Source organism: Pseudomonas sp. NUPR-001 (assembly GCF_052147955.1).
Taxonomy (GTDB): Bacteria; Pseudomonadota; Gammaproteobacteria; order Pseudomonadales; family Pseudomonadaceae; genus Aquipseudomonas.
On the sequence record NZ_CP197353.1, the window covers coordinates 2,686,438 to 2,704,951 of the forward strand.

16 protein-coding genes are annotated in these 18,514 nt (G+C 62.0%); 9 read left to right on the plus strand and 7 right to left on the minus strand.

Annotation, left to right across the window (positions count from 1 at the left end; genetic code table 11):
• Positions 1-6: 6 nt before the first annotated feature.
• The 4 genes from ACP6KB_RS12180 to ACP6KB_RS12195 form a co-directional block, all read right to left on the minus strand.
• Positions 7-462 carry a cobalamin B12-binding domain-containing protein gene (locus ACP6KB_RS12180; protein ID WP_442113968.1) on the minus strand — a complete coding sequence of 152 codons (456 nt, stop codon included), beginning with the start codon at positions 460-462 and terminating at the stop codon, positions 7-9.
• On the minus strand, positions 459-1,682 hold the full coding sequence (locus ACP6KB_RS12185) for an MFS transporter (RefSeq protein ID WP_442113969.1): 1,224 nt from the start codon (positions 1,680-1,682) through the stop codon (positions 459-461). The genes ACP6KB_RS12180 and ACP6KB_RS12185 overlap by 4 nt, the downstream gene beginning before the upstream one ends.
• Positions 1,675-2,745, minus strand: a complete 1,071-nt coding sequence (locus tag ACP6KB_RS12190) for an LLM class flavin-dependent oxidoreductase (protein WP_442113970.1) — start codon at positions 2,743-2,745, stop codon at positions 1,675-1,677. The genes ACP6KB_RS12185 and ACP6KB_RS12190 overlap by 8 nt, the downstream gene beginning before the upstream one ends.
• A 72-nt stretch (positions 2,746-2,817) precedes the next feature.
• The gene (locus tag ACP6KB_RS12195; RefSeq protein WP_442113971.1) at positions 2,818-3,747 is read right to left on the minus strand and encodes an asparagine synthetase A; all 930 of its coding nucleotides are present in this window, start codon (positions 3,745-3,747) and stop codon (positions 2,818-2,820) included.
• A 231-nt stretch (positions 3,748-3,978) separates the two neighbouring features.
• Here ACP6KB_RS12195 and ACP6KB_RS12200 point away from each other — a divergent pair, with 231 nt between their 5' ends.
• Complete coding sequence (locus ACP6KB_RS12200) at positions 3,979-5,286, plus strand: MFS transporter (protein WP_442113972.1); 1,308 nt, start codon at positions 3,979-3,981, stop codon at positions 5,284-5,286.
• Positions 5,277-6,695: an amidase gene (locus ACP6KB_RS12205; protein WP_442113973.1), complete on the plus strand. Its 1,419-nt coding sequence runs from the start codon at positions 5,277-5,279 to the stop codon at positions 6,693-6,695. The genes ACP6KB_RS12200 and ACP6KB_RS12205 overlap by 10 nt, the downstream gene beginning before the upstream one ends.
• A gap of 21 nt (positions 6,696-6,716) precedes the next feature.
• On the opposite strand, the gene ACP6KB_RS12210 is transcribed toward ACP6KB_RS12205, so the two are convergent.
• The 3 genes from ACP6KB_RS12210 to ACP6KB_RS12220 form a co-directional block, all read right to left on the minus strand.
• Positions 6,717-7,463 (minus strand): enoyl-CoA hydratase, encoded by a 747-nt coding sequence (locus tag ACP6KB_RS12210; RefSeq protein ID WP_442113974.1) that lies wholly within the window; start codon positions 7,461-7,463, stop codon positions 6,717-6,719.
• Positions 7,464-7,508: 45 nt separating this feature from the next.
• On the minus strand, positions 7,509-8,105 hold the full coding sequence (locus ACP6KB_RS12215; protein WP_442114297.1) for a cupin domain-containing protein: 597 nt from the start codon (positions 8,103-8,105) through the stop codon (positions 7,509-7,511).
• Between the two features lie 65 nt (positions 8,106-8,170).
• Entirely contained in the window at positions 8,171-10,120 is a 1,950-nt protein-coding gene (locus ACP6KB_RS12220) for an oxidoreductase (protein ID WP_442113975.1), read from the minus strand.
• A 185-nt stretch (positions 10,121-10,305) separates the two neighbouring features.
• Between ACP6KB_RS12220 and ACP6KB_RS12225 the strand changes: the two genes are divergently transcribed.
• The 7 genes from ACP6KB_RS12225 (at position 10,306) to ACP6KB_RS12255 (ending at position 18,352) form a co-directional block, all read left to right on the plus strand.
• On the plus strand, positions 10,306-11,343 hold the full coding sequence (locus ACP6KB_RS12225) for an ABC transporter substrate-binding protein (RefSeq protein ID WP_442113976.1): 1,038 nt from the start codon (positions 10,306-10,308) through the stop codon (positions 11,341-11,343).
• Between the two features lie 72 nt (positions 11,344-11,415).
• Entirely contained in the window at positions 11,416-12,177 is a 762-nt protein-coding gene (locus tag ACP6KB_RS12230) for a class II aldolase/adducin family protein (protein WP_442113977.1), read from the plus strand.
• Positions 12,178-12,282: 105 nt separating this feature from the next.
• The gene (locus ACP6KB_RS12235; RefSeq protein ID WP_442113978.1) at positions 12,283-12,927 is read left to right on the plus strand and encodes a TetR family transcriptional regulator C-terminal domain-containing protein; all 645 of its coding nucleotides are present in this window, start codon (positions 12,283-12,285) and stop codon (positions 12,925-12,927) included.
• Between the two features lie 69 nt (positions 12,928-12,996).
• On the plus strand, positions 12,997-13,713 hold the full coding sequence (locus ACP6KB_RS12240) for a response regulator (protein ID WP_442113979.1): 717 nt from the start codon (positions 12,997-12,999) through the stop codon (positions 13,711-13,713).
• Between the two features lie 5 nt (positions 13,714-13,718).
• Positions 13,719-14,492 (plus strand): substrate-binding periplasmic protein, encoded by a 774-nt coding sequence (locus tag ACP6KB_RS12245; RefSeq protein WP_442113980.1) that lies wholly within the window; start codon positions 13,719-13,721, stop codon positions 14,490-14,492.
• On the plus strand, positions 14,489-16,744 hold the full coding sequence (locus tag ACP6KB_RS12250) for an ATP-binding protein (RefSeq protein ID WP_442113981.1): 2,256 nt from the start codon (positions 14,489-14,491) through the stop codon (positions 16,742-16,744). Before ACP6KB_RS12245 ends, ACP6KB_RS12250 begins: the two co-directional genes overlap by 4 nt.
• A 204-nt stretch (positions 16,745-16,948) precedes the next feature.
• A complete protein-coding gene (locus ACP6KB_RS12255) occupies positions 16,949-18,352 on the plus strand; it encodes an amino acid permease (protein ID WP_442113982.1) in 1,404 nt (467 codons plus the stop codon).
• The last annotated feature ends 162 nt before the right edge of the window (positions 18,353-18,514 follow it).

Here is an 18,514-nt window from a genome sequence, read left to right on the forward strand (position 1 = left end):
CTGGCTTCAGGTGCGCAAGGCCTGCAGGTCGGCAGCCGGCACGAGTGCCGGCACGGCGAACTCCAGGCGACTCAAGTAGGTTTCGAAGGCGGCGATGGCGTCGTCTTCGATGAAGACTTGATCGAAGCCTGCGGCCAGCAATTCCTGGCGCACGGCTAGCGTCTGTGCTTGCGAAGTCGTCAGCTTGCCGCCGATCACACAGGGCAGTTTTGGGTAGTGCTGGCGGACCTCGCGGATCAACGCCAGCCCCTGGTAATGGCCATGACCGTTGACGCTGCTGATCACCAGCAACTGTGTCTGCCCTTGCGCCAGTGCCTGCAAAATGCTGTGAACCGGTGTGCAACTGCCGAGGTTCTTGACCTGCAGGCCATGTTCGCCCAGCCACAGCTGCAGGTAGACCAGGTTCCACATGTGCGCGTCGGACTCGACAGTAGCCAGCAAACAGCGGTGTGCGCCTTTCATGTATTCGCCTCCATGGCATAAGGGGGGATTTCAAGTGCCGCGCGAAAGCGGCGGGTCGTGAGCAGCAGCAGCCAGGTGCCGGGCACGCTGAGCAAAATGGCCAGCGCCAGAATCAGCGCCTGGGCACCATAGGCGTGACCAATGCTGGCGGTCAGCAGGCCGCCCAGCGGGTAGGACAGCAGGTTGACCAGATAGAACGGGCCCATGACTTTGCCCAGATGCTCACGGGCAATAGCCTTGATGCGCTGCGTGCGGTTGAACACGTTGAACAGCGCGCAGCCCGACATGGCCAGCACGAAGCTGACGGCATACATCCACACGCCGCTGGCGATGCCCATGCACAACAGCCCCAGGCACAGCAGGGCGAAGCCCCAGGCGCCAAGCCGATAGATGCTCATGTGCCGCAGCAGCCGCGGCACTAGCAGAAAGTTGGCAATGCCCAGCGCACCGGCGCCAGCGTTCATCAGACCAAACACCCCGTCGGGGGCCTGAAATACACCGCTGATCAGGAACGCGTTGGCGCTCAACACGCAGGCGAAGGCCAGGTTGATGGTGAAGTTCAGCGCTGCCAGCGACAGCACCGGCGGATTGCTCAGCAGCAGGCGCCAGCCCAGCTTCAGCTCGTCGAACAGCGCGGCAGGTGGCTTTTGTGCCGCCTGGTTGGGCATGTGCTGCCAGCACTGCGCGGCCGTGGCAAAGGCCAGCGCTGCCAGCGCCAACAGCACCAGTTTGGAGGTGTAGAACGCCAGTAACGCTGCCAGTGCCGGGCCCAGGGCCATGGCCAGCAGTTCGATGTTCTGCACTAACGACTGGGTATGTGCCAGGCGTTGCGGCGCGGCAATCAGCGGCACGCTTTTCTCTACCGCCATGCGCACCGGCGCCATCAGCAGCGACAGGACGATGCCGTTGAGGGCCAACGCCCAGAGGGTCAGGCCAGGGCTGTACCAACACAGCAGCACGGTCAACCCGAGGCTGGCGGCACGTGCGTTATTGGCCTGACGAAACAGCAAGCGCCCGCCAAAGCGATCGGCCAGCAGGCCGGCGAACGGGTAGGCGAGCAAGGCCGGCAGCCACTCCAGGGCAAACACCACCCCGGAGAGGCGTACGCTGCCCGACAGCTGGTACACCAACAACGGCACCGCAAACAGCACCGTCTGTTCGGCCAGCAGGGCGCACAGCAAGCCGCCACCAAATCGCCGTAGCGTGCGGCTGTCACGCATGCTGGTGATCCAGCTGTGCTTCAAGTGCGCGCAAACGAGGCAACACATGGCGGCAAAAGCCACGCATCTCGTCGCGGGTTGGCCAGCCGGAGAAAATGAACTCGCTGACGCCGACTTTCTTGTACTCGATCAGGTATTCGGCGACTTCCTGGTAGCTACCCACCACACACAGTGCCGGGCCGCCGCGATAGGCCACGGCACCCGACCAGAGCATCGGTGAAAGCCAGTCGTGCTCGGCGCCTTCGGCCAGGCGGAACGAGGTTTTAACCGCTTCGGAGTCGCAACGGGCAACAAAGTTGCGTACCCATTCGCGGTGTTGCTCGTCGGGGTTTTGCATCATCTGCTCAACCGCCGCCAAGGCTTCTTCACGGGTTTCGCGGGCCAGGATGTGCATGCGAATACCCACCGAGCAGCCGCGCTCGAGTACGCTGCGGCTGGCGGCAGCGATGCCTTCGGGGGTGTCGCCGTAACGCAGCCAGCAATCGCTGTGCGACACCGCAATGTCTTGCGCAATTGCCGAAGCTCCACTGAGATAAATCTGCGGCCGCTCATGGTCTTTGTAGGGCAGCCCCAATTGCGCTTGCTCGATGCGGTAGTGATCGCCTTGATGGCTCAGCGGGCTTTCGCCTTTCCAGAAGCGGTGGAGAATGTCGAGGAATTCCCGGGTGCGCTCGTAGCGGCCGTCGTGAGCGACAAAGTCGCCGTAAAAGGCTTGTTCATCCGGCGAGATGCCGGCGACCAGGTTCAAGGCAATCCGCTTGTCAGACATCCATGACACGGTGTTGACGATCTGGGTGAACAGCGTCGGCGGCAGCAGGCCTGGGCGGTAGGCGAGGATGAACTTGACCCGGCTGGTCTCGCGCACCAGCGCACCGATCATCGGCAGCGGATCGGGCATGTGATAGCTGATGCCCATTAGCAGCGAATCGATCCCCAACTCGTCGGCTTCCTGGGCGAAGTCGACGATTCCAGCAAAGTCCAGCGCCCCGGTGTTGTACTTCTCGCTGGCCTTCTGTTGGCCACTGTCGAGGGACGAGCACCAGTGAATACGTAGAGCGGGCATGGGATTACTCCAGGCGAAGTCCGTCGCCTGCCGCAGGGCGGCAGGTGAGAGAGAGGTGGACAAGGGGAAGGGTCAGAACAGGAAGTTGCTACCGACAGTGCGATCGAACAGCGCGACATCGCGGATATGGCGTTTACCGCAGATGAACTTCAGGAACCGTTCGATGCCCAGGCCGCCGCCTGCGCTTGGGTGCAGCAGCCCGCGCCGGGCGAACTCAAGGTAGTTGGCAAACGGACCCAGATCCATGCTCAGCTCCTGCATACGGTAGAGAATCTGCTCGTACTCGAATTCGCGTTCGGCACCCGACAGCGCCTCACCGTACCCGTCGGGGTAAATCAGATCGTAATTGTTGTACTTGCCGCGCGTGCCAGGCGTCTCGCGGTCATAGAACTCGCGTTTGTAGTTGGTCACGAAGAACGGGGTGTGCGCCTTGGCCGACATGATTTTTTCGAAATCGTCGCCGTACTCTGCCCGTAACTCATCTGAGCTGTACACCGGGAAAGCGGTGCTGTAGTGCGGGAGCTGCCGCCCCAGCTGTGCCAGCTGCGGGGCACAGTGCTGGCTCACTTCGGCCAGGGTGTACTTGATCAGGCCTTCGATCAGGGCCATGGCTTGGTGCATATCGCCATGACGGATTTCGAAGTCGAACTGAGAGAACTCCAGCAGATGGTTGACCGAGTCTTTGATCTCGGGCTTCTCCAGGCGAATGTTCGGCGCGACGATGAAGATCCGTTCGTGATCATTGGCGGTCAACGCCAATTGCTTGTGGAAGATCATGCTGGCCGTCAGCTTCAGGCGACGTTCCTGGTACTGAAGCTCGGCTGGGTACACCGCATGATTCAACGGGTCGGTGATCGGCGACATGAGGATGGGCAACAGCTGTTTGAAGTCGCGCTCGAGCAGGTACTGCTGCAAAGCCTGGAGCATTCGGCCGCGAATAATGGCTATTGCACCTACGTCTGGGTGCGAAAAATCGTCGAATTTACGCTGAACTTCTTCCATGTTGCGCTCAATGTTCGAGAGGTGGGGAGCGCCCGATTATTGGTGAAAGCGGTGAAAACTCAATGTACAGATTTTCGCTAAAAAGCGACCCAGCGCCTCGTTTGTGTTGCCCCTTGTAATCATTGCGCAGAGCATTGGCGGGTCGTTGCCAGTGCTATCAGGGCCTGTGCTGCGATCGCTGCGACACGGTTGAGTCGCTGTCGTATCCCAGGATCTGTGCAAAGAGGCGTTATGACGGCCCCCGTTGATCTGCGTCGTTTCTCCCGCTCCGACTACAAGACGTTGGGCCTGGCGGCCTTGGGCGGCGCCCTGGAAATTTACGACTTCATCATCTTCGTGTTCTTTGCGCTGACGCTCAGTGAACTGTTCTTTCCCGCGCAGATGCCGGAATGGTTGCGTCTGCTGCAAAGCTTTGGAATTTTTGTAACGGGTTATCTGGCACGGCCCCTGGGCGGCATTCTCATGGCCCATTTTGCTGACCGCCTGGGGCGCAAGCGGATGTTCAGCCTGAGCATCCTGATGATGGCGTTGCCCTGCCTGCTGATTGGCGTGATGCCCACCTACGAACAGATCGGTTACTGGGCACCCCTGCTGTTGTTGCTGCTGCGTGTACTGCAAGGCGCAGCAGTGGGGGGCGAAGTGCCCAGTGCCTGGGTCTTTGTGGCTGAGCATGCGCCTGCCGGTCATCGCGGTTATGCGCTGGGCATCCTGCAGGCAGGACTGACCTTCGGCTACCTGCTGGGGGCATTGATGGCCACCTGGCTGGCGCGCACCTACAGCCCGGCCGAGATCCTTGATTACGCCTGGCGAATTCCCTTCCTTCTGGGCGGCGTGTTTGGCCTGGTGGGGGTATGGCTGCGGCGCTGGCTCAGCGAAACACCCGTGTTCATTGCCCTGCAGCAACGACGAGAAATCGATCCGCAATTGCCGCTGCGCAGGGTGGTGCGTGAGCATCGCCGCGCGATCGTGCCGGCCATGTTGCTGACCTGCGTGTTGACCTCGGCGGTGGTCGTGCTGGTGGTGGTAACCCCCACGGTGATGCAAAAAAGCTTTGCCATCAGTGCCAGTCAGACCTTTGCCCTCAGTAGCCTTGGCATAGTGTTTCTGAACATCGGCTGCGTGCTCGCCGGCATGCTGGCTGACCGCATCGGCGCCTGGCGTGCGCTGATGCTCTACAGCGTTTTGCTGCCACTGGGGGTGACGTTGCTGTATGCCTGCCTGGTCAGCGGCAGCTCACTGGTCAGCCTGGCATACGCGCTGGCGGGGTTGAGCTGCGGCGTGGTCGGTGTGGTGCCATCGCTGATGGTGGGACTGTTCCCGCCGCGTGTGCGGGTCTCGGGCATTTCCCTGACCTACAACATGGCTTATGCGCTGTGGGCCAGCATCACGCCGTTGACGCTTATTGCGCTCATGCCCTGGAGTGCCTGGTCTTGCGTGGCATTCAGCCTGCTCATGGGCGCTGTTGGTGTGTGCACAGCGTGGATGTACGGCAGCAACAAAAGTGCTCGCCCGGCGGACATGGAGGTCTTATGCCCTTAACTCACAGGAACAGCGTCGGTGATCTGCATGATTACTCGGCAACGCAGCTGCTGGCGCTGTTTGCCAATAAAGCCTTGTCACCCCTGGAATACTACGAGCACCTGCTGAGCCATATCGAGCATTGCGAGCCTTACCTGCACGCGCTGTGCGCTTTCGATCCGCAGCAAGTGCGCGACCAGGCGCGGGCGTCCACGCAACGCTGGAGTCAAGGCCGCCCGCAGGGGCTGCTGGACGGTTTGCCGGTGACGATCAAAGAGCTGATCGCCACCCAAGGCGACGCAATCGGCCTGGGCTGCGCGGCTACCGTGGCGGTCCCCGAACTGGTTGATGCGCCGCCAGCAGCACGCATGCGTGAAGAGGGGGCGATCATCCTGGGCAAAACCACTGTGCCTGATTTCGGCATGTTGTCCTCCGGCTTGTCGAGCCTGTACGGGCTGACCCGCAACCCATGGGACCTGAGCAATAATCCGGGTGGCTCAAGTGCGGGGGCTGCTGCAGCGGCAGCAGCAGGCTACGGACCTCTGCATATCGGCACCGACATTGGTGGCTCAATACGCTTGCCTGCGGCCTGGTGTGGGCTGGTGGGCTTCAAGCCGACATTGGGGCGCGTGCCGGTCGATCCGTACTACACCGGCCGTTGTGCCGGCCCGATGACCCGTAATCTGGATGATTGCGCGCTGATGATGCGCTACCTGAGCCGGCCCGATGCCCGCGACGCCACCAGCTTGCCGCCGATAGACTGTGACTGGGGGCTGAACACCCAGTCGGTTCAAGGCTTGCGGGTCGGCTTGATTACGGATCCGGGTGTTGGCCTGCAGCCCTGCGAGCAAACACTGGCGGCGGTAGGTGATGCCGCACGCGTGTTCGAGCGTCACGGAGCCCAGGTCAGGGAGGCCGCACCGGTCATGAACAGGGCGCTACTGCGCGGTCTCGACCACTTTTGGCGGGCACGTCAATGGAGCCAGTTGCAAACCCTGGCCCCGCACCGATTGGAGCAGGTGTTGCCGTACATTCGCGAGTGGGCCGAGGGTGCGCAGGTACTGACCGCGCAGCAGGCGGTAGAAGGCTTCAACCAGACCTTCGAGATTCGCCGTCGCGCCGCGGCATTGTTCAGTGAGTTCGACCTGTTGATTTCGCCCACCAATCAAGTCAACGCCTTCCCGGCCTATTGGGCATCACCGACCAACGATCCTGCGCTGCCGTTCGAACACATCGCCTTCACCGTACCGTGGAACATGGGCGAACAGCCGGCGCTGTCGATCAACTGCGGTTTCACTGACCAAGGGATGCCCATCGGCCTGCAACTGGTGGGGCCACGCTTTGCCGACCACTGGTTGCTGCAAATGGCCAAGACCTATGAGCACTGGCGTGGGCCGATCAACAACTGGCCCAGGTTGCCAGCTTTGTAACTGACCAACGCCGGGGCGTCGTCAGTCCTTGACCAACGCCCGCAACGCCGCCTTCGCTTCGGGGGTATGCAGGCGTTCGATGAACAGCAACCCTTCACGCTGCACACAGGCTTCAAGCTCTGCCCGGTGGGCGTCCTTGAGCAAACGCTTGCTGATCCGCAGGGCTTCCTGCGGTAACGCCTGCAGGCGCTGGGCCAATTGCTGGGCGGCGGCAAGGCACTGCTCGCCGTCTTCGTGCAGTTCGTTGGCCAGGCCCCACTGCACGGCCTGTTCGCCACTGAGCAGTTCATTGCACAACAGCAAGCGCGCCGCACGCGCGTGCCCCAGCAGGCGGGGCAACAACAGGCTGGAGCCGAACTCCGGGCACAGGCCCAGCGGCACGAAGGGCATGCGCAGTTTGGCACTGCGGCTGACCAGCACCTGGTCGCAGTGCAACAGCAGGGTCGTGCCAATGCCGATGGCCGCGCCGCTGACCGCGGCAATCAGCGGTTTGTCCAGGGCCAGGACGATGCGCATCAGGCGAAACACCGGGCTGTCCATGTCGCTGGGCGGGTTGTCGAGAAAATCCTTGAGGTCGTTACCGGCGCTGAAGCACTGCGCGCCACCGGTGATGACAATCACATCGACCTGCGGGTCGCCACTGGCGGCCTGCAGCATATCGCCGAACAGGCTGTACAGGGCGTTGTTCATGGCGTTGAGTTTGTCTGGCCGGTTGAAGGTCAGGGTCAGTACGCCGTTGTGCAGGTCGCGGGTAATCGGGTCGTTCATGGCAAGCCTTTATTGTTGTTGTGCCGGGAATGTGTGCAAAGCAGGTCAGAAGGTCGGCGGCGTAATCACCCAGATCACCACGGCATCGACCTCGCCAGGGTTGCCATAGCGGTGCGGCTCCTGGCTGGAAAAGCTGAAGCTGTCACCTTCGCTGAGCTGGAAGTAACGATCGCCGACCCACAGCTCGAAACTGCCCGAGAGCAGGTAGCCGGCTTCTTCGCCGTCGTGGCTGTAACTCTGCTGGCTGTAGGTGCCAGGCGGGAAGCGTGAATGGAGCATTTCCAGTTCGCGGTTCGGTTGCGGGCTGAGCAACTGGTCAACGATGCCGTCTTCGTAGTGCACGCTCAGGCGGCTGTTTTTTCGCACGACATAGCCGTTGTCGGCAGGGTCGGTGCTGGTTTCGCTGGCGAAGAACCACTGGATGGTGACGCCCAGGCTGCGGGCGATGTTGAACAGCGCCGGAATCGACGGGTACGACAGGTTGCGCTCCAACTGGCTGATGTAGCCAGCCGTCAGTTCGCTCTGCTGGGCCAGCTCGGCCAGGGTCATGCCGCGGCGCTTGCGCAGGCCGCGGATGCGCGTGCCGAGAAACTGCGGGGCGGTGGCGCCTTCCTGGCTGGGAACGGCGCCGCCGGGCGGCATCTTGCTATTGTTGCTCATGGGGTGCTCCGGACCGCACGCTGCAAAGCCCCGGAGTATAAACAGGCTCACAGCGTCCAGGCGACTTTCAATCCTTCGTAAATGGCTTCTTCGGCAGTACGTGGCGCCAGGCAATCGCCGATGCGTTTGACGTCCACCAGGCCGCTGAGCGCCTGCGCCAAATCGTCGACCGGCTGATGACCCTGGCACAGGACCAGGGTGTCGATGTCTTCAAAGATCATCGGCTCGCCGCTGGCGGTGTGTTGCAGGTACACGGTGCTGTCATCGCTGCCATAGAGGCGGGCGTAGGGGGTAATCGGGATGCCGAGCTTATGCAGCTCACCGGCCATCTGGTCGCGCACGTACAGCGGCAGGCTCTCGCCGCAGTGGGTGCCATTGACGGCCAACTGCACCTGATGCCCATTGCGCACCAGGCGCTCGGCAATGCCCGGGCCGATCCAGTCGCAACGCCAGTCCACCACCAGCACCGAGCGTCCGAGCGTGACCTCGTCGCGTAGCACCTGCCAGGCATCGACTACCTGCAGATCACCCGCGCGCTCGAAGCTTGGCCAGTAGGGCTCGGCACCGGTGGCGACGATAACCAGATCGGGCTTTTCGCGCTCCACCAGGGCGCGGTCGACCCGGGTATTGCGCACCACCTCGACCCCAGCCAACTGCATTTCGCGCTGCAGGTTGGTGCTGGCGCCGCCGAACTCGGCGCGGCGCGGCAGCAATTGGGCGAGCAGCACCTGACCGCCGAGTTGCGCGCTGGCTTCGTACAGGGTTACCTGATGACCGCGCGCCGCCGCCACCGCCGCCGCCTTCATACCTGCCGGGCCACCTCCGGCGACCAGAATGCGTTTGCGCGCAGACGCGGACTGCAGGTGGCCGAACTGTTGTTCACGCCCGGTCTCCGGGTGCTGGATACAGGAAATCGGCAGGCCGCGGTGGAAGTGACCGATACAGGCCTGATTGCAGGCGATGCAGGCGCGCACGTCTTCAGCACGGCCACTATCGGTTTTGTTGGGCATCTGCGGGTCGCAGATCAGCGCGCGGGTCATGCCGCAGACATCGGCCTGGCCACGGGCCAGGATCAACTCGGCCTCCTGTGGTTGATTGATGCGCCCGGTCACGAACAGCGGAATCGACAGGCTGGCCTTGAAGGTGCCGGCCTCACGGGCCAGGTACGCCGCTTCGATAGCCATCGGCGGCACGATATGCACGGCGCCGCCCAGCGAGGCCGAGGTACCGGCAACGATATGGACGTAGTCGAGTTCCTGTTGCAGCACCTGCACGGCGGCCAGCGATTCGTCCTCGGTCAGGCCTTCGGCATCGCGCTCATCGGCACTGATGCGCAGGCCGATGATGAACTCAGGCGTGGTGGCGGCGCGCACGGCGGCAATGACTTCACGCACAAAACGCAGGCGCTGTTCCAGCCCGCCGTTGTAGCCATCGCTGCGGCGATTGACCCTGGGGTTGATGAACTGCGCCGGCAGATAGCCGTGACTGGCGACCACTTCGACGCCATCCAGCCCGGCCTGGTGCAGGCGCCGGGCAGCATCGGCATAGCCTTGCACGATCTCGTCGATCATCACCTGATCGAGGGCGCGCGGCATCACCCGAAAGCGTTCATTGGGCACTGCCGAGGCGGAATAGGCCACGGCCAGCAGGCCATCGCTGGACTCCATGATTTCCCGCCCGGGGTGGAAGATCTGCGACAGCACCACCGTGCCGTGGGCATGGCAGGTCTCGGCCAACTGACGGTAGCCCTCGATGCAGGCATCGTCGGTGGCCATCAGCACATGCGAGGTGTAGCGCGCGCTGTCGTGCACCCCGGCCACCTGCAGCACGATCAGGCCAACGCCGCCCTCGGCACGGGCTTTGTGGTAGGCGATCAAGCGCTCATTGACCAGGTTGTCGGTGGGAATCGAGGTGTCGTGACCGCTGGACATGATGCGGTTCTTCAGGCGTTTGCCACGGATGTACAGCGGTTCGAACAGGTGCGTGAAGGTCGACATGCTGTGCAGGCTCCAGCGGGTTGTTGTTTTTATATTTTCTATAGAAGTGTACCGACAGTAAAAAATCAACTTGTTTTTTTACTGGGCCTTGGCTAGCTTTCGATTCACCCCGAGTCCTGGGGTGCACCTCACAACAACAAGAAAACGGACCGCGCCCGGCGCGGTACCAGCATGAGGAATCACTGATGACATCGAACCTGCTCAAACGGTCTGCCTGGCTGCTCGCCCTTGCCCTTGGCAGTGCCCAGGCCGCGCCCGATATGGTGGTCGTGGCCTACGGCGGCGCTGGCCAGAAAGCCCAGGATGCGGCGATCTTTCAGCCGTTCAGTGCCCAGGACGGCAGCAAACTGATCCAGAGTGAATACAACGGTGAAATGGCGCGGATCAAAGTGATGGTCGACACCGGCAACGTCGATTGGGACCTGGTGATGATCGAAGCCCCGGATTTGATGCGCGGCTGTGAAGAGGGCATGTACGAACGGCTTGACTGGGCCAAGCTTGGCCGCGCCGAACAGCTGATCCCCGATGCTGCCCAGGAATGCGGCTCGGCGGTGCTGGTGTGGAGCGTGGCGATTGCCTACGACCGCAACAAACTGGCCCAGGCACCCGCCTCATGGGCCGACTTCTGGGACGTGCAGAAAATTCCTGGCAAGCGCGGCCTGCGCAAGCGTGCGGTCTATAACCTGGAATTTGCCCTGATGGCCGACGGCGTCAAGGCCGAAGACGTTTACAGCGTATTGGCCACGCCACAGGGCGTTGACCGCGCGTTTGCCAAACTCACTGAACTCAAACCTTACATCCAGTGGTGGGAAGCCGGCGCGCAACCGGCGCAGTGGCTCAGCGCTGGCGACGTGGTCATGACCTCGACCTACAGTGGCCGGATCGCCGTCGCCGCGCAGGAGGGCAGCCCGCTGGCCGTGGTGTGGCCGGGTAGCCTGTACGGCATGGACTACTGGGCGATCATCAAAGGCTCGCGGCATGTCGACCAGGCCAAGCGCCTGATCGCCTATGCCAACCAGCCCGACACCCAGGTGCGCTACGTCAATCAGATCCCTTACGGACCGACCAACACCGAAGCGGCAGCAGCGCTTGATCCGAAGCTCGCCAACTGGGTGCCGACCTCCAAACAGAACCTTGAAGGCGCTTTGGCGATGAACGTCGAATTCTGGGTGGATCACGGCGACGAACTCGAAGAACGCTTTAACGCCTGGGCCAGTAAGTAATCCAGTGTGGCTGGACACCGGCACGTGTCCAGCCCTATTGTCTGCCCGGCCATTTGCCTGAGTACAACAACAATGACTCCGACTGAAACCGAACTGCGTCTGCGCCAGGAACTGGCGGCCTGCTACCGGCTGATCGCGCACTTTCGCATGACCGACCTGATTTTCACCCATATCTCGGTGCGTATTCCTGGCCCCGAACATCACTTTCTGATCAATCCCTACGGCTTGATGTTCGATGAAATCACTGCCTCCAAGCTGGTCAAGATCGACCTGCAGGGCAATGCCGTGGAACCCTCTGAGTACCCGGTCAATCCGGCCGGCTTCGTGATTCACAGCGCCATTCACAGCGCCCGCGAAGACGCCCAGTGCGTGCTGCACACCCACACCAAGGCCGGGTGTGCGGTGGCCGCGCTCAAGTGCGGGCTGCTGCCGGTCAACCAGATTTCCATGGAGTTTTTCGGCAAGGTCGCTTACCACGACTACGAAGGGATTGCGCTGGACATGGACGAGCAACAACGTCTGGTGCGCGACCTGGGCGACAAGCCGGTGCTGATGCTGCGTAACCATGGCTTGCTGACCGTAGGCGAAAGCGTCAGCCAGGCGTTCCTGCGCATGTATTATCTGGAAAAAGCCTGTGAAATTCAGCTGGCAGCGCAAGCCGCTGGCGAAATAATCCTGCCGCCCGATGCGGTCTGTGCCCATACCGAGCAGCAATTCAACGAGCCTGCACGGCCGCTCAAAGAAGGCGAACTGAGCGATCCGGATGGCATGCAGTTGGCGTGGGCGGCGTTGCTGCGCCTGGTGCAACGCGTGGCGCCGGATTATCGCGACTAAGCGGGAGTTGTTGTACAGTTGTTCAACAGCATCGCAGGGCAAGCCCGCTCCTACCGGTAGGCGCGGGCTTGCCCCGCGAAAACCCTCTCACCAACGAGACCGCAAATGAGCCAGGAAGCCCGTTTCAGCCGCATGATCCCCGAGTTACGCAAGGCCAACCTGGTCGAAGCGACCCTGGTGTGCCTGAAACGTCACGGCTTCCAGGGCGCCTCGATCCGCAAGATCTCGGCTGAGGCAGGGGTGTCGGTGGGGCTGATCAGCCACCACTATTCGGGCAAGGATGAACTGGTCGCCGAAGCCTACATGGCGGTCACCGGACGGGTCATGGGCCTGATTCGCGACGCCATGGCCCAGGCCGCCCCCAATGCCCGCGAACGCCTCTCGGCATTTTTCCGCGCCTCGTTCTGCGCCGAGCTGCTCGATCCGCAGTTGCTCGATGCCTGGTTGGCGTTCTGGGGCGCGGTGAAAACCGCCGAGGCGATCAACCAGGTGCACGATCACTCCTACGGCGAGTACCGCAACGAGCTGGGCCGTCTGCTCGGCGCCTTGGCCGAAGAGGAGGGCTGGCAAGGCTTTGACAATGATCTGGCGGCCATCAGCCTGAGTGCCTTGCTTGACGGTTTGTGGCTGGAATCGGGGCTTAACCCCGGCACCTTCACCCCGGATCAGGGCGTGCAGATCTGCGAGGCCTGGGTCGATGGCCTGCAAGCCGGTGGGCGCCGGCGTTTCACCCAGACCGAGGGCTGTTGATCGGTCGTTCAGTAATAGGTACGCTGCTGTCGCGGGTTAAAAAACAACGACTATAAGAGACAACACGCAATGACGCCTCGGGTACTGATCGTCGATGACGATCCGCTTATTCGCGACTTGCTGCACGCCTACCTGTCTCAGGAAGGCTACGACGTTCACTGTGCCGACACCGCCGAACAGGCCGAGCAGTTTCTTGCCAGCCACACCGTCGACCTGGTGATGCTCGACATCCGCCTGCCGGGCAAAGACGGCCTGACCCTGACCCGTGAGCTGCGGGTGCGTTCGGAAGTCGGCATCATCCTCATCACCGGGCGCAACGACGACATCGATCGCATCGTCGGCCTGGAGTGCGGTGCCGACGACTATGTGATCAAACCCCTCAATCCCCGTGAGCTGGTGTCGCGCGCCAAAAACCTGGTGCGCCGCGTGCGCCATGCCCAGGCTTCGCGGCCGCCCGCAACCAGCCAGCATGCACTGAAACAGTTCGCCGACTGGGCGCTGGACAGCGACCGCCGCCGCCTGATTGACCCGCAAGGCAGTGAAACCCTGCTGACCCATGGCGAGTTCCAGTTGCTCAGTGTGTTTCTGCGCAACAGTGGCCACACCCTCAGCCGCGATCAGTTGATGGACCAGATCCGCAACCGTGAATGGGTGCCCAACGACCGCTCCATCGACGTGCTGGTCGGGCGTTTACGGCGCAAGTTGCACGACGACCCGGCCGAGCCACAACTGATCATCACCATCCACGGCGCCGGGTACCTGTTTACCGCCAGCGTGGCGGCCTGAGCCGCATGCGCGGTTGGCTGGGCCTGATGCTGGTGCTGCTGGCCTCGTTTTCGCAGGCCGCCGAGCGTATCCGCTATTGCGACTACCCGGTGTATCCGCCGGTGTCCTGGAGCGACGGCAAGCAAGTGCGTGGCCTGGCGCCGACGGTGGTCCGTGAATTGTTCGCCCGCCTGGGTTACGAGGTTGAAATGGTGGTATTGGGCAACTGGAAGCGCTGCCTGATGGATGCTGCCGAAGGCCGGGTAGACGTGGTGCTGGCTTACAACAGTGACCAGCGTGACCAAGGCATGCGCTTTTCCAGGGTGCCGGTGTTGCGCGAGGAGGTGGCCGTGTTCATCAATCGCCAGCGACCGATTCGCTTCGAACGCCTGCAGGACCTGGCCGGTTACCGTGGCGGCCTGCTGTTTGGCGAAAGCTACGGTCCGGCCTTCGATGCCTTTGTGGCCGAGCATCAGAACATCGAATGGGTGTCCTCCAGCCAGCAGAACTTCGGCAAGCTGATGCGTGGGCGCATCGACTTTGTCATTCAGGAGCGCCGCACCGGGCAACTGTTCCTCGAACGCCTGCCCGGCGCCGAGGCTATCCAGGCCTTGCCTGCGGCCTTGAGCGTCGATTACCTGCGGGTCGCCGTCTCGCGTCATTCACCCTTGAGTCAGCGCATGGCCGATATCGATGAGCAGTTGCAACGCATGACCGACAGCGGTGAGATCGAGCGCTGGTTGCACCAGAGCGAAGTGACCTACCGCGACATGATCAACCTACCGGCTGATGCAAGATGATCCGCCTGCATGCCGAGGGCCTGCTCAGGCGCCTGTTGCTGTTCATTCTGTTGTTCAGCCTGTGCTTTACCGTGCTGGCCAGTACCGTGCAGCTGTACTTCGAATACCGCCGGGAGATGCGCGATATCGATGCGCGCATGGCGTTGATTCGGGTGGGCTACCTGGCCAGTCTTGAGCGCAGCCTCTGGGACCTCAACCAAGAGCAGATCAGCGTGCAGTTGCGCGGTCTGGTGGACTTTTCCGATGTCGCACGGGTGCGCCTGAGCAGCGCGGATTTCAATCTGCTGCAAGGCGAGGCCAACCCGCCCGGGCCGCTGCGCATCGAGCGCTTTGCCCTGGATTTTCAGCCGCCGTCGGGGCCGTTGCGCCACCTCGGTGAGCTTGAGGTCAGCATCGACCTGGGCGCCGTGCACCGGCGCCTGTTCGCCACCGGGCTGACCAGCCTGTTGTGGATGAGTGTGTTCTTGTGTGGCTTGGCCGTGGCCTTGTCGGGGTTGTTCTATCGCCTGGTCACGCGTCATTTGCAGGTGATGGCCGAGTTTGCCCGCCGCGTGGGTGCCGGCGACTGGCAGGAACCGCTGCGCCTGGACAAGCGTCGCGGTGCGCGCTTTGACGAAATCGACACTGTCGCCCATGCCCTGGACGACATGCGCCGAGCGATTCTCAGCGATATCGAGCGCCGCGAAGTGGATCGCCTGGCCTTGCAGGACAAGCGCGATGAGCTGCAGAAGATGGTCGAGCGGCGCACCGCCAGCCTGTTGCGCGCTAAAGAGGAGGCCGAGTCAGCCAACCTCGCCAAGTCGCGGTTTTTGGCGACCATGAGTCATGAACTGCGCACGCCGCTTAACGGCATGCTCGGCATGGCTGAACTGCTGCATGACGCCGGGCTGCAGGGTCAGGATCGGAAGCGGCTGGAAGCGTTGGTCAAAGCCGGAGAAGGGCTGCTGAGCATTCTTAATGAAGTGCTGTATTTCGCCCGTCTCGAAGAAGGCGAGAGCCGCCCGGAAGCGGTGAGTTTTTCGTTGCGCCAGTTGTGTGAAGAAGTCATGACCCTGCTTGCGCCCAAGGCCGAGGCCAACGCCAGCCGTCTGGACTGCCAGATCGACCCGCGACTTGCCGACTGGCAACACGGTGCCGAACAGTATCTGCGCCAGGTGTTGAGCAACCTGCTGGCCAACGCCATCAAGTTCACCGAAGGCGGGCAGGTCAGCGTGCGGGTCGAGGTGCAGGCTGAGCATGATGAGCGGCAGCAGGTGCGGGTCAGCGTCAGCGACAACGGCATCGGTATTGCCGAAGCGATGCAGGCGAAAATTTTCGAGCGCTTTACCCAGGCCAGCGAGGCCGTCGCCCGGCGTTACGGCGGCACCGGTTTGGGGTTGGCGATCAGCAAGCATCTGGTTGAGCAACTGAACGGCCGTATTGGCCTGCACAGCGTCGAGGGGCAGGGCAGTTGTTTCTGGTTCGAGCTTGACCTGGCCCGCGGTCAACCGCTGGTGCAGGCGATTGCGGCGGCGCCGCAGGTTGCAGCGCTGGATATCCTGGTGGTTGAAGATGTGGCGTTGAACCGCGAGGTGGTCAGCGGCCTGCTGCTGCGCGACGGTCACCGCGTGTGGCTGGCCGAGGCGGCTGAACAGGGCCTGGCGATGTGCCGCGAACAGCGCTTCGACCTGCTGTTGCTGGACGTGCATTTACCGGGCATCAGCGGTGTTGAACTGTGTCGGCAGATCCGCAGCGGACCGGGGCCGAACCAGCAGGTGCGGATGCTGGCATTGACCGCCAGTGTGCAACCGGCATTGGTGCAGAGCTGCCTCGAGGCAGGCATGCAGGGTGTTTTGGCCAAACCCTTGAAACTCGACAGTTTGCGGCAGGCGCTGGCCGCAGAAGAGGGCTTGGCCGCAACGGTGGCAGAAGCGTCGGAACTGGACCAGTCGTTGTTGCAAACCCACCGTCAGTTACTGGGCGAAGAGAAGGTGCAGGGCTTGCTTGGCGTACTGCAGGCGTTGATTGTCCAGCACCGCAGTGCACTGGCCGAAGCCATGCAGGCCGGCGATTGCACCGAGATCGGCCATCTGGCGCATCGCCTGGCAGGCAGCAGCGATTCGCTGGGGTTCTGTGGCCTGGCGCGGGTGTTGCGCGCGCTGGAAGACGCTGCCCGAGCCCGCGACCTGCAGGCCGTCGAAGGCTTGCAAGAACGGTTACAGGTACAACTGCAGCGGGCCTTGCAGGCCCTGGAAGGCTTGATCCAGCGCTGATGTACAAAAAAGTTACGACTTTTTACATCTTTGATCGTTACGTACAACGCCACCTTACATCGCTTTCCAATAATCGACGCTAACCGCACTGCACGCGGTCTTCGAAGCTTATTGGAGATAATAATAATGAACTGCCGTAAAGCTCAGCCGTCCCCGCGTTACCGTTTCTCCCTCTCGCCCATCCGTCACTGCTGAGGTGCCGACATGAGCGAATCAAGCGAACGTAAAGGCATCCACCTGACCCGCGCCCTGAAGAGCCGACACATCTTCATGCTGTCGCTGGGCGGGGTGATCGGCACCGGGTTGTTCATGGGCTCGGGGGTCACCATCAACCAGGGCGGGCCGCTGGGTGCGATCCTTGCCTATCTGGTGGCCGGTTTCCTGATGTACCTGGTGATGGTCTGCCTGGGCGAGCTGTCGGTGCAGATGCCGGTGTCCGGTTCATTCCAGGCCCATGCCACCAAATACATTGGCCCGGCGACGGGGTTCATGATCGGCTGGGTGTACTGGATGAGCTGGGCGACCACCGTCGGCCTGGAGTTCACCGCAGCTGGCATGCTGATGGTGCGCTGGTTCCCGGAGGTACCGATCTGGTACTGGTCGGCACTGTTCGTGGTGGTGCTGTTCGGCCTCAATGCCCTGGCCACGCGTGCTTTCGGTGAGGCGGAGTACTGGTTCTCGGGGATCAAAGTCGCCGCGATCCTCGGCTTTATCATCGTGGGCGTGTTGGTGATTTTCGGTGCCATCCCACTGAGCAGTGGTGCACCGGCACCGATGATGAGCAACCTGATCGGCGATTCGCTGTTCCCCAATGGCTTGTCGGCTGTGTTCGCAGTGATGATGACCGTGGTCTACGCCTTCCAGGGCTGCGAGATCATGGGCGTGGCCGCCGGTGAAACCGACCAGCCGGAAAAGAGCATCCCGCGTGCCGTGCGCAACGTGGTGTTCCGCGTGTTGATCTTCTATGTGCTGGCTATCGTCGTGCTGTCGGCCATCGTGCCTTGGCAGCAGGCTGGCCTGATGGAAAGCCCGTTTGTGCAAGTGTTCGACATGGTCGGCATTCCGTACGCGGCCGACCTGATGAACTTCGTCATCCTCACTGCGATTCTGTCGGTGGGCAACTCAGGGTTGTACGCCTCGACGCGTATTCTCTGGGCGATGTCGAAAACCGGCATGGCGCCCAAGAGCCTGTCGCCGCTGAGCAAACGTGGCGTACCGCTGCGCGCGCTGAGCATCACCCTGTGCTTTGCCCTGGTGTCGCTGATGACCAGCTTCATTGCCGCAGACACCTTGTTCATGGTGCTGATGGCGGTAAGCGGCATGTCTGGCACTGTGACCTGGATCGTTATCGCCTTGGCTCAGTATCGCTTCCGTAAAGCGTTCTTGCGTGAAGGTGGTCAACTGGCTGACCTGAAGTACCGGGCCCCGCTGTACCCGCTGGTGCCGCTGCTGTGCATCACCCTGTGCAGCTCGCTGTTTGTGTTCCTGGCACTGGATGAAACGCAACGGCCATCGTTGTACTGGGGCTTTGGCTTCATTGCCGTGTGCTATGCGGCGTACTTCATGATTAATCGTAAGCGTCAGGTGGTGTTGGCGCCTTCGGTGTAATCCTCCACACATCGCATCGCGGGGCAAGCCCGCTCCTACCTGCCGGATTGCACAAGGCAGGTAGGAGCGGGCTTGCCCCGCGATTGCGTTCTGTAGACGCAGTTGTGCGAAGTTGTAACAGCGATCTTTAAAGTCAAAATCAAAATATTTAAAAAGCCATAT

Excerpts from the sequence above, each read along its gene's own strand:
- ACP6KB_RS12180 (WP_442113968.1), bottom strand. The coding sequence starts at position 462 with ATGAAAGGCGCACACCGCTGTTTGCTGGCTACTGTCGAGTCCGACGCG.
- ACP6KB_RS12185 (WP_442113969.1), bottom strand. The coding sequence starts at position 1,682 with ATGCGTGACAGCCGCACGCTACGGCGATTTGGTGGCGGCTTGCTGTGC.
- ACP6KB_RS12190 (WP_442113970.1), bottom strand. The coding sequence starts at position 2,745 with ATGCCCGCTCTACGTATTCACTGGTGCTCGTCCCTCGACAGTGGCCAA.
- ACP6KB_RS12195 (WP_442113971.1), bottom strand. The coding sequence starts at position 3,747 with ATGGAAGAAGTTCAGCGTAAATTCGACGATTTTTCGCACCCAGACGTA.
- ACP6KB_RS12200 (WP_442113972.1), top strand. The coding sequence starts at position 3,979 with ATGACGGCCCCCGTTGATCTGCGTCGTTTCTCCCGCTCCGACTACAAG.
- ACP6KB_RS12205 (WP_442113973.1), top strand. The coding sequence starts at position 5,277 with ATGCCCTTAACTCACAGGAACAGCGTCGGTGATCTGCATGATTACTCG.
- ACP6KB_RS12210 (WP_442113974.1), bottom strand. The coding sequence starts at position 7,463 with ATGAACGACCCGATTACCCGCGACCTGCACAACGGCGTACTGACCCTG.
- ACP6KB_RS12215 (WP_442114297.1), bottom strand. The coding sequence starts at position 8,105 with ATGCCGCCCGGCGGCGCCGTTCCCAGCCAGGAAGGCGCCACCGCCCCG.
- ACP6KB_RS12220 (WP_442113975.1), bottom strand. The coding sequence starts at position 10,120 with ATGTCGACCTTCACGCACCTGTTCGAACCGCTGTACATCCGTGGCAAA.
- ACP6KB_RS12225 (WP_442113976.1), top strand. The coding sequence starts at position 10,306 with ATGACATCGAACCTGCTCAAACGGTCTGCCTGGCTGCTCGCCCTTGCC.
- ACP6KB_RS12230 (WP_442113977.1), top strand. The coding sequence starts at position 11,416 with ATGACTCCGACTGAAACCGAACTGCGTCTGCGCCAGGAACTGGCGGCC.
- ACP6KB_RS12235 (WP_442113978.1), top strand. The coding sequence starts at position 12,283 with ATGAGCCAGGAAGCCCGTTTCAGCCGCATGATCCCCGAGTTACGCAAG.
- ACP6KB_RS12240 (WP_442113979.1), top strand. The coding sequence starts at position 12,997 with ATGACGCCTCGGGTACTGATCGTCGATGACGATCCGCTTATTCGCGAC.
- ACP6KB_RS12245 (WP_442113980.1), top strand. The coding sequence starts at position 13,719 with ATGCGCGGTTGGCTGGGCCTGATGCTGGTGCTGCTGGCCTCGTTTTCG.
- ACP6KB_RS12250 (WP_442113981.1), top strand. The coding sequence starts at position 14,489 with ATGATCCGCCTGCATGCCGAGGGCCTGCTCAGGCGCCTGTTGCTGTTC.
- ACP6KB_RS12255 (WP_442113982.1), top strand. The coding sequence starts at position 16,949 with ATGAGCGAATCAAGCGAACGTAAAGGCATCCACCTGACCCGCGCCCTG.